9 protein-coding genes are annotated in these 9,529 nt (G+C 73.8%); 4 read left to right on the forward strand and 5 right to left on the reverse strand.

The features are described from left to right. Positions 1 to 6 precede the first annotated feature (6 nt). Positions 7 to 969: a hypothetical protein gene (locus tag ACFYXV_RS22895; protein ID WP_389383867.1), complete on the forward strand. Its 963-nt coding sequence runs from the start codon at positions 7 to 9 to the stop codon at positions 967 to 969. A gap of 64 nt (positions 970 to 1,033) precedes the next feature. Here the strand turns inward: ACFYXV_RS22895 and ACFYXV_RS22900 are convergent, their stop codons facing one another. The 5 genes from ACFYXV_RS22900 to ACFYXV_RS22920 form a co-directional block, all read right to left on the reverse strand. Continuing rightward, positions 1,034 to 2,446 (reverse strand): phytoene desaturase family protein, encoded by a 1,413-nt coding sequence (locus ACFYXV_RS22900; RefSeq protein WP_389383868.1) that lies wholly within the window; start codon positions 2,444 to 2,446, stop codon positions 1,034 to 1,036. Positions 2,447 to 2,549: 103 nt separating this feature from the next. Further along, positions 2,550 to 3,185 carry a DUF4126 domain-containing protein gene (locus ACFYXV_RS22905; RefSeq protein WP_389383869.1) on the reverse strand — a complete coding sequence of 212 codons (636 nt, stop codon included), beginning with the start codon at positions 3,183 to 3,185 and terminating at the stop codon, positions 2,550 to 2,552. Between the two features lie 128 nt (positions 3,186 to 3,313). Next, positions 3,314 to 3,715: a DUF3040 domain-containing protein gene (locus tag ACFYXV_RS22910; protein ID WP_030156028.1), complete on the reverse strand. Its 402-nt coding sequence runs from the start codon at positions 3,713 to 3,715 to the stop codon at positions 3,314 to 3,316. A gap of 306 nt (positions 3,716 to 4,021) precedes the next feature. Next, complete coding sequence (locus ACFYXV_RS22915) at positions 4,022 to 4,795, reverse strand: methyltransferase (RefSeq protein WP_385475309.1); 774 nt, start codon at positions 4,793 to 4,795, stop codon at positions 4,022 to 4,024. 88 nt (positions 4,796 to 4,883) lie between these two features. After that, positions 4,884 to 5,366: an SAV_6107 family HEPN domain-containing protein gene (locus ACFYXV_RS22920; RefSeq protein ID WP_385475311.1), complete on the reverse strand. Its 483-nt coding sequence runs from the start codon at positions 5,364 to 5,366 to the stop codon at positions 4,884 to 4,886. Positions 5,367 to 5,561: 195 nt separating this feature from the next. On the opposite strand from ACFYXV_RS22920, the gene ACFYXV_RS22925 reads away from it, so the two are divergent. Genes ACFYXV_RS22925 through ACFYXV_RS22935 form a run of 3 tightly spaced genes read left to right on the forward strand, consistent with a single transcriptional unit; the run spans position 5,562 to position 9,137 of the window. After that, the gene (locus ACFYXV_RS22925; protein ID WP_389383870.1) at positions 5,562 to 6,407 is read left to right on the forward strand and encodes an ATP-binding cassette domain-containing protein; all 846 of its coding nucleotides are present in this window, start codon (positions 5,562 to 5,564) and stop codon (positions 6,405 to 6,407) included. Continuing rightward, positions 6,379 to 8,466, forward strand: coding sequence for a YhgE/Pip family protein (locus ACFYXV_RS22930; protein ID WP_389383871.1), 2,088 nt, complete (start codon positions 6,379 to 6,381; stop codon positions 8,464 to 8,466). The genes ACFYXV_RS22925 and ACFYXV_RS22930 overlap by 29 nt, the downstream gene beginning before the upstream one ends. A 44-nt stretch (positions 8,467 to 8,510) precedes the next feature. After that, positions 8,511 to 9,137, forward strand: a complete 627-nt coding sequence (locus ACFYXV_RS22935) for a TetR/AcrR family transcriptional regulator (RefSeq protein ID WP_383344100.1) — start codon at positions 8,511 to 8,513, stop codon at positions 9,135 to 9,137. The last annotated feature ends 392 nt before the right edge of the window (positions 9,138 to 9,529 follow it).

Raw genomic sequence — 9,529 nt, forward strand, 5'->3', positions numbered from 1 at the left:
CCACGCATGGGAATGACGGTCCTCTACATCGCGTTCGGTTTCGTCGCGCTGTGGCTGCTTGCCGAGGTCCTGATGCAGTACAAGGCCCGGCTGCGCTGGCGGTTGCTCGCGTTCGCCGGGTTCCTCGGTGTGGTCGCCGGGGTGGTGCTGCCGTCGGTGCCGGTCATCGGCCTCGGCGCGGCCGCGTTCGCCGTGGGCCAGACCCTGGTCACGCTCTCCTTCCGCAAGGGCTTCGAGGCCGGCTGGGCGCTGCGCCGCGGCGGTGAGCCCGTACGGAAGCAGACCCGGCGCCGGCGGGCGGGCGGTCCGCGCCCCGAGCCCGCGCTTGAGGTGACCGGGCTGGAGTACGGGGCCGACGGCACGGCGCCGGACGGCGAGGGCGGCGACCGGGCCGACGCGTCCGGCCGGGAGCAGGCCGAGCCGCAGTTCCGTTCCACGGGCGAGGAGTTCTACAGCCCGGAGCCGCTGCCCGAGGACACGGGCTCGTACGGGATACAGAGTTTCGCCCCCACGGCCGACGCGGGCCGGACGGCGCCGTTCGCCTCGCCGTTCGCCACGGCCGAGCAGGACGCCCACCAGTACGCCTCCTACGGCGGCCAGGGCTACGACCCGCAGGGCCAGGGCGGCTACGACTACTCCGCGGGCTACCCGGCGGGCGGCGAACAGCAGGTCTACGCCGCCTACTCGGATCCGTACATCGGCACCGGCGGGGCCGTGATCCCGCAACAGCCGTACGACTACGCCCCGTACGCCGACTACTCGGCCGGCGACCCGTACGCGAGCGCGGGCGGGCAGCAGCAGTACTCGATGGACACCCCGCCCGGCGGGGTGTGGGTGCCGCAGCAGCGGTCCACCGACGGGGCCGCACCGGGCTACCCGGGCGATGAGCAGAACCCGTACCCGCAGCAGCAGCAACCGCAGCAGTACCCGTACCAGGGCACCGGCGAGTACGAGCAGTACCGCTACTGAGGCGCGACGGGCACCGACGCGCGTGGTGGGCCCCCGGAGGAACTCCTCCCCGGGGGCTCCGGCGTCACTGGGAGCCGCGGAACTCCGCACCCTCCACGATCAGCCCGGCCACCAGGGCCCCCGTCATCCCCGCGTGCGCCAGCCCGCCGCCGGGGTGCGCCCAGCCGCCCGCGAGGAACAGACCGGGCAGGGCGGTGGTGTTGGCGGGGTAGAGCATCGCCCCGCCGGCCCCGGCGAGCGCCGGCGGGGGCACCGCGCCGCCCAGCGCGCCGGTGTCCGCCTCGATGTCAGCCGGAGTGCGCTCGCGGCTCCACAGCAGCCGCTCGCGCAGTCCGGGCACGGCCCGGGCCGCCAGGTCCAGCAGCGCCTCCGCGCGGGGCGCCGGGGCGCTCCCGGGGCCGCACGGGGCGCTCACGGTGACCGCCTCGTGGTCCGCGTCGGGCCGTACGGCGGGGTCGTCGGGGCGCAGCACGGTCAGCTGGGTGTCCGGGGAGTGCACCAGGGTGCGGTGGACGGCGTCCGCGGGGCGGGCTCCGCGCAGCGCGAGCAGCAGGGTGATCCGGCCGGCCACCTCCGGCCCGCGGGCCGGGACGCCGCCGGCGGGCAGCGGGGCCCGCAGCTGCCGCGGGTCGACCCCGCACACCACGAAGTCCGCGGCCGCCTCGGAGCCGTCGGCCAGCAGCAGCCCGGCCGCCCGGCCCTCCCGCTCCAGGACCTCCCGTACGGGCGCGTCGAAGACGAAGGCGACCTTCCGTTCGAGGCAGCGCTCGTACACGGCGGTGGCCAGGGCCCGCATGCCGCCGCGCACGTACCAGCTGCCGAAGGTCTGCTCCATGTACGGGAGCACGGCCGCCGAGGCGGGTGCGGTGGCCGGGTCGATCCCGTACGCCCGTACCCGCGCGGCGAGGAGCTCCCCGAGCTGCCCGCCCAGCTCGCGGTCGGCCACTTCGGCGAGGGTCGGCGGGCGGCGGCGCAGCAGGCCGCTCTTGCGCAGCGCCGGGTACGGGTCCCCGCCCAGCACCTGCCAGTCGGGGCGCAGCGGCTCCTCCAGCAGGGGGCGCCGGGTGGCGTTCCAGGCGTCCCGGGCGCGGCCCAGGACCCCGTTCCAGCGCTCTCCGGCTCCCGGGCCGAAGGCCTGGTCGAGGACGGTGGCGGCGCCGCCGCGCGAGCCGCCCGGGAGGGTCACGGCGGTGCCGTCGGCGAGGACGTGCCGGACGGCCGGGTCGACCTGGACCAGCTCGACGCAGTCCTCCAGGGGCCGCTTGCCGGTCTTGACGAACAGGTCGCGGTAGACGGCGGGCAGGTGCAGCAGACCTGGCCCGGTGTCGAAGGCGAAGCCGTCCTGTTCGTGGCGGCCGACGGAGCCGCCGTGGGTGGACCCGCGCTCGTACACCGTCACCTGGTGCCCCGCCACGGCCAGCCGGGCCGCCGTGGCCATCGCGCCCATGCCGGCGCCGATCACCGCAATTCGTGCCATGCGGATGACCTTATCGAGCGGGATCGGGGGAGACCGGAGCAGGTCAGGTCGGGGGGAGAGGCCGGGGTCAGCGGGGTGGCCGGGGTCAGCGGGGTGGCCGGGGTCAGCGGGGTGGCGCGGCGGCCCTCGCGGCCGCCTCGCGCTCCTCGGCCGCGAGCCGCTTCTCCTCGCGGCGCTGGGCCCGGCGGCGCAGGAAGCGGCGGATCCGGCTCCACAGGAAGACGAGTATGGCCAGACCGGCCGCCAGCAGGACGGCCGCGATGATCGCGGCGGCCTGGGGGTTGAACATCGCGAAGGTGACGATGCCCGCCACGCCCAGGTCCTCGGCGGTGCTCAGCACGATGTTGCTGACCGGCTCGGGTGAGGTGTTGACGGCCATCCGGGTGCCGGCCTTGACGAAATGGCTGGCCAGCGCGGTGGAGCCGCCGACCGCGCCGGCGGCGATGTCGGAGAGCGAGCCGCTCTGGCCGGCCAGCAGGGCGCCGACCGCCGCCCCGGCCACCGGCCGGATCACGGTGTGGACCGCGTCCCAGACGGAGTCCACGTACGGGATCTTGTCGGCGACGGCCTCGCAGAGGAACAGCACGCCGGCGACGATCAGCACGTCGGTGCGCTGGAGGGAAGCCGGGACCTCGTCGGTCAGTCCGGTCGCGCCGAAGACGCCGAGCAGGAGGACCACGGCGTAGGCGTTGATCCCACTGGCCCAGCCGCTGGTGAAGACCAGGGGGAGCACACTCACCGGGCCATCATGCCGCAGGACCGGGCCGCGGCAGGGGCGATCGGGAGGACGGGGCGGATCGGCGCTGCAGAGCCGTGAGGGGACGGCCGCCGTGCGGCGGCCGTCCCCTCACCCATGTCTGCGGGGGCCTACTGCCCCTGTTCGTCGCGGCGGCGCTGCCACCGCTCCTCGATGCGGGTCATCATCGACCGACGCTGCCGGTTGCGGCCGTGGGCCGAACCGCCTGCACTGCCGGAGACGGGCTGCTCGCCAGGCTTGGGTGCCTTGCGCCAACCGGTGACCACGAGGACCGTACAGCCGAGCATGACGAGGAATCCCACCACGCTGACCCAGAGTACGTTCGGAATGATCACACCGGTCATGAGGAGCGCGATACCCACCACAATGCCTGCGACTGCCTGGTAGACCCGTCGCCGGGTGTACGTGCGCAGTCCGCTTCCCTCAAGCGCTGTCGCGAACTTGGGATCTTCGGCGTACAGCGCTCGCTCCATCTGCTCGAGCATTCGCTGCTCGTGCTCCGAGAGCGGCACGGGAGTCCTCCTCATCCGTCGGTCGCGGGGGGTAGCGACCAGGGGTCCCCTTCAGGATAGGCGGGGAATCGCCCCCGTGACACCCGCCCTCAACGCCAGGTTCCAAAACACGGTCGGGAAAGGGCGCCACCCCGAAAGGCGCCGCCCGAACACATCCTTGCGTGAACCGTACCGCCGGGTGGGCGGTCACTGAGGCGCTTATTCCCCACTGGCCCATCCACCATGCCGGTCCTTGCGCACGATCATACGGGGCCGGGCGTCTGAACGGAGGGTGTCCGGCGTACTCCCTGAGCGGAACTCCGCAGATCAGGCACTCTCGCCGGCGGGACGCTTCTGGCCCAGTACGTGCAGCTGCGTGGCGACGGCGTGGAAGGCGGGCAGCTCGGCGGCGGCCTCCTCCAGCCGCAGCAGGGCCTCGACGGCGCCCGGCTCGGTGTCGACCAGGACGCCGGGGACGAGGTCGGCGAAGACGCGGACCCCGTGCACCGAGCCGACCTCCAGGCCGGCCCCGCCGACCAGCGCGGCGAGCTGCTCGGCGGTGAAGCGGCGCGGCACCGGGTCGCCCGCGCCCCACCGCCCGGCCGGGTCGGTGAGCGCCGTACGGGCCTCGGTGAAGTGGCCGGCGAGGGCGCGGGCCAGCACGGCCCCGCCGAGGCCCGCGGCGAGCAGGCTCAGCGTGCCGCCGGCGCGCAGGGCGGCGACGGCGTTGGCCACACCCTCGGCCGGGTCGTCCACGTACTCCAGCACGCCGTGGCAGAGCACCACGTCGTACGCGTCGCGCTCGACGACCTCCAGCAGGCCCTGGGCGTCGCCCTGGACCCCGCGGACCAGGTCGGCCACGCCCTCCTCGGCGACGCGGCGCTCCAGCCCGAACAGCGCGTTCGGGCTGGGGTCGACCACGGTCACCCGGTGGCCCAGCCGGGCCAGCGGCACGGCGAACTTGCCGGTGCCGCCGCCGGTGTCCAGCACGTCCAGCTCATCCCGCCCGGTCGCCTTCACCCGGCGGTCGAGGGCCTCCTTGAGGACCTCCCACACCACGGCGGTGCGAAGGGAGGCGCGGGGGCGGGAAGTGTCCGACACGGCTGATGGCTCCTCGGCGCGACAAGGGTGGGAGATGCGAGCCCCACCCTATTGCCTGCACGAAGCCGTGCCGGTCACCCCGCCCAGCTCAGCCCGCGTCCGGATGCTCCGGCCGGGGCTGCGGCAGCGTCGGCGCCACCGGCTGGAGGGCGAGCATCCGCTCCACCAGCCGCAGGAACATCTCCACGGCGCGCACCAGATCGTCCGCGTCCCGGACCGTCGCCGCGTCCGCTATCCCCGCCTCGGCCCGCGCCCGGCGGTCGGCGCCGGAGGCGAACAGCGCGCTCCACTCCGTCAGCTCCGGGGCTATCTCCGGCAGTACGTCCCAGGCGCTTCGGATCCGGGGCCGGCGCCGCCCGCCGGTGGGCTCCGGATTCCCGCGCGCGGCGAGCACGGCCGCGGCGGTGCGCAGCGCGGCGAGGTGGGCGGTGGCGTACCGCTCGCCCGGCCGGTCCAGCCGGGCGGCCTCGGCCAGGCCGGCGTGGGCCTTGGCGAGCAGATCGAGCGCGGCCGGCGGAGCTGCCGACCTGCGCGGGACGGGGTGGACAGGGGACGGGGACGGTGTGGCCATGACGAACCTCCTGTCGTTGCGTACTGCTGTGTCTGTGTTTGTTCCTACCCCCATCGTGACGGTCGCCACTGACAATCATGCTGACCTGCGGCTTTGTCCCCGCCCGTCTGTCAACTGCCCCCCTGGGCAGGTGAGGTGTCACCAGAGGTGCTAGTTTTTGAACTGACCAGTCAGTTCAAAAGAAGGGGGGACGGCGTGGACAGCCCGCACGGAGCGGCCGTCAAGGCCGAGGACTTCGGACTCAAGGGCCCGCGCGGCTGGGTGTTCCGGGGAGTGCGCCTCGACGCGGAGCCCGGCTCGCTCATCGCCGTCGAAGGCCCCTCCGGCAGCGGCCGGACCTGCCTCGTCCTCGCCCTCACCGGACGCATGAAGGCCACCGAGGGCCACGCCGAGGTCGCCGGCCACCGGCTGCCGCGGCACATGGCCGCGGTCCGCCGGATCGCCGCCCTCGGCCCGGTCACCGGGGTCAACGAGCTCGACCAGTCCCTCACCGTCGCCGAGCAGCTGCGCGAGGGCGCACTGCTCCAGCGCCGCTACGAGGGCCCCGTCCGCGCCCTGCTGCGCCCGCGCGGTGAACGCCGCGTCGCCGCACGGGCGCGGATCGACGCCGCCCTGGCCGCCGCCGGGCTGGACCTCGCGACCCTGCCCAAGGGCCCGCGCACCTCCGTACGCGACCTGGAGCGGCTGGAGGCGGTCCGGCTGTCCGTGGCCATCGCCCTGCTCGGCGCACCGCGCCTGCTGGCCCTCGACGACCTGGACCTCAAGCTCTCGGACGCCGAACGCGCCGAGGCCTGGGGCCTGCTCCGTTCCATCGCCGCCGCCGGGACCACCGTCCTCGCGGTGTGCAGCGAGGCGCCGGACGGCGTGACGGTCCTGCGCACGGGCGCCGGCGAGAGCGCCGAGCCGGGCACGGACGGCAAGCCCGCGGCGACCGAAGAGACCGCGGCGACCGAAGAGACCGCGGCGACCGCGGCGACCGAAGAGACCGAAGACACCACGAAGGGGGCGGACGATGCGCTCGCCGAAACTGGCCGCGCTTGAGCTGAAGCGGTTCGGGCGGGGGAAGCTGCCCCGGGCCGCGCTCGTCGCACTGCTCCTGCTGCCGCTGCTCTACGGAGCCCTGTACCTCTGGTCCTTCTGGGACCCGTACAGCCGACTCGACAAGGTCCCCGTCGCGCTCGTCAACGCCGACCAGGGCGCCACCGTCGAAGGCAACCGCATCGACGCCGGCAGCGAGATCACCAAGAAGCTGCACGCCAGCAAGACCTTCGAATGGCACGACGTGAGCGCCGAGGAGGCGGCCAAGGGCCTGGAGAACGGGACGTACTACCTGTCCCTGACCATGCCCGCCGACTTCAGCACGAAGATCGCCTCCAGCTCCGGCGCGGACCCCGCGACCAGCGCCCTCCAGGTGCGCACCAACGACGCCAACAACTACATCGTCGGCTCGATCTCCCGCACCGTCTTCGCCGAGGTCCGCTCGGCGGCGTCCACCAACGCCTCCCGCGGCTTCCTCGACAAGATCTTCGTCTCCTTCTCCGACCTGCACGACAAGACCGCCGAGGCCGCCGACGGCGCCGACAAGCTCAAGGACGGCGCGAGCAAGGCCCAGCAGGGGGCCAAGGAGATCGCCGACAACCTCGACACGGTCGAGGAGAAGAACGGCGAGCTGACCGGCGGGCTGACGAAGCTCGACACGGCCGCGGGCAAGCTGGAGACCGGAACGAAGGACGTCGCCGCCGGCACCCAGCAGATCGCGGACAAGATCAACGGAACCGCCTCCCAGGTCCGCCCCTACCTGGACAACCCCAAGCAGCTCTCCGACGCCGCACTGCTCGTCGCGGACACCGCCCGGGTCGTCAACAACCACCTGGAGACGATCGGCAAGAAGGCCCCCGCCGCCGCCAGGGTGAGCAAGCAGGCCGCGGCCCTGGCGGCCGACACGTACACCCGCACCTGCACGGGCGCGGCCGCCAAGCCGCTGCCGGTCGCCTGCGCCGACCTGAAGAAGCTGAAGGACACCACCGCCGAGGCCGCCCAGCTCACCGGCGACGTCGACACGCTGGTCAAGGACTCGGGCGGAGATCTGGCCGGCCTGCGCACGCAGCTCACCGACCTGGAGAAGCAGGCGCGCAAGCTCGCTGCGGGCGCCCCCGGCATCGCCGGCAAGCTGGACCAGGCGGTCGCCGACGCGAACGCCCTCAACACAGGCGCCCACAAGGTCGCCACCGGCATGGCCCAGCTCCACACCGGTCTCGGCAAGGCCACCGACGGCTCCGAGGCCATCGGCGCGGGAGTCGGCAAGATCGGCGACGGCGCGCACAGCCTCGACGGCGGCATCTACAAGCTCGTCGACGGCAACGGCGCCCTGGCCGACGGCCTGCACCAGGGCGTCGACAAGATCCCGGACTACGACCGGCAGCAGCGCGACGCCCGTACCGAGGTCATGGCCGACCAGGTCAAGCTCGCCAACCAGTCCCTGCACAAGGCGCCCAACTACGGCACCGGCTTCGCGCCGTACTTCATCCCGCTCTCCCTCTGGGTCGGCGCGATGGTCGCCTACATGCTGATCGCGCCGATGAACAAGCGGGCGCTGGCCGCCGGCGCCTCCCCCTGGCGGATCGCCCTGGCCGGCTGGCTGCCCGTGGCAGGGCTCGGCGCCGCACAGGTGGGGGCGCTGATGTCCGTACTCCACTGGGGCCTCGGCCTGGAGATGGCCCGCCCGGCCCTCACCATCGGCTTCCTCTTCCTGGTCACCGGCTGCTTCGCGGCGATCGTCCAGTGGCTCAACGCCAAGTTCGGGGCCGCCGGCCGCATCCTGGTCCTCGCCGTCCTGATGCTCCAGCTCACCTCGGCCGGCGGTACGTACCCCGTCCAGACCAGTCCGGGGTTCTTCAACGCCATCCACCCGTACCTGCCGATGTCGTACATCGTCGAGGGCCTGCGCCGCCTCATCACCGGCGGGGACCTCACCCCGGTCTGGCAGGGCTGCGCCGTCCTGGCGGCGTTCACCGCGGGATCGCTCGCCCTCACCGCGCTCGCCGCCCGCGGCAAGCAGGTGTGGACGATGGACCGGCTGCACCCCGAACTGAGCCTGTAGTGACCGGGCCCGTGGAGATCGGTTGACCTGTGAGAATCAGCGCCATGGAACGCAGCAGCACCGGTACCGGCGGCGGCCGCCGGCAGGCGACCCGCCAGAAGCTCTACGAGGCGGCCGTCACCCTCATCGCCGAGCAGGGCTTCTCCGCGACCACGGTCGACGAGATCGCCGAGCGGGCGGGGGTCGCGAAGGGCACCGTCTACTACAACTTCGCGAGCAAGAACGAACTCTTCGAGGAGCTGCTGAGGCACGGGGTCGGGCTGCTGACGGCCTCGCTGCGCGACGCGGCCGAGGAGACGGAGGGGCGCGGCGGCACCCGGGTCGAGGCGCTCGACGCGATGATCCGGGCGGGGCTGGTGTTCATCGACCGGTACCCGGCCTTCACCCAGCTGTACGTCGCCGAGCTGTGGCGGACCAACCGGGCGTGGCAGTCCACGCTGATGGTGGTCCGGCGGGAGGCGGTGGCCGTCGTGGAGACCGTGCTGCGCGAGGGCGTGGAGCGGGGGGAGCTGAGCGCGGAGATCGACGTGCCGCTGACCGCCGCCGCGATGGTGGGCATGGTGCTGGTGGCCGCCCTGGACTGGCAGTCGTTCCAGAGCGAGCGGTCGCTGGACGACGTGCATTCGGCGCTGTCGCTGCTGCTGCGGGGCAGGGTCAGCGGCAACCGCTGAGGGGGAGCCCCGGGGCGGGCCGGGGCGGCCGGCCCCGGCCCCCGGGTGACCCCCGATCGGCGGTGCCGCGGGGGTGCCGGGACGGCGTAGAACTGGGGGCGCCGTCCGCTTCGCGTGAGTACGCGTACCTAGTCGCGGAAATGAGTACGCGCGCGGATGGCCCCCACCTGGGCGAACGACAGACTGGGGAGCACGGACGGGGACCCGGTCCGGACCGCCGACACGGGGCGGCCGGTGCGGACCGGGTACCTATGCCGATGTGCGGCGCGGAACGGCGGGGCCCCGGGGGAACGGGCCCCGCCGTTCCGCGTCCGCCCGCCGTTCCGCGTCCGCCCGCCGTTCCGCGTCCGCCCGCCGTTCCGCGTCCGCCCGCCGTTCCGCGTCCGCCCGCG

This window comes from Streptomyces sp. NPDC002181 (assembly GCF_042890485.1).
Lineage (GTDB): Bacteria > Actinomycetota > Actinomycetes > Streptomycetales > Streptomycetaceae > Streptomyces.

Excerpts from the sequence above, each read along its gene's own strand:
- ACFYXV_RS22900 (WP_389383868.1), bottom strand. The coding sequence starts at position 2,446 with ATGGCACGAATTGCGGTGATCGGCGCCGGCATGGGCGCGATGGCCACG.
- ACFYXV_RS22935 (WP_383344100.1), top strand. The coding sequence starts at position 8,511 with ATGGAACGCAGCAGCACCGGTACCGGCGGCGGCCGCCGGCAGGCGACC.
- ACFYXV_RS22895 (WP_389383867.1), top strand. The coding sequence starts at position 7 with ATGGGAATGACGGTCCTCTACATCGCGTTCGGTTTCGTCGCGCTGTGG.
- ACFYXV_RS22920 (WP_385475311.1), bottom strand. The coding sequence starts at position 5,366 with ATGGCCACACCGTCCCCGTCCCCTGTCCACCCCGTCCCGCGCAGGTCG.
- ACFYXV_RS22930 (WP_389383871.1), top strand. The coding sequence starts at position 6,379 with ATGCGCTCGCCGAAACTGGCCGCGCTTGAGCTGAAGCGGTTCGGGCGG.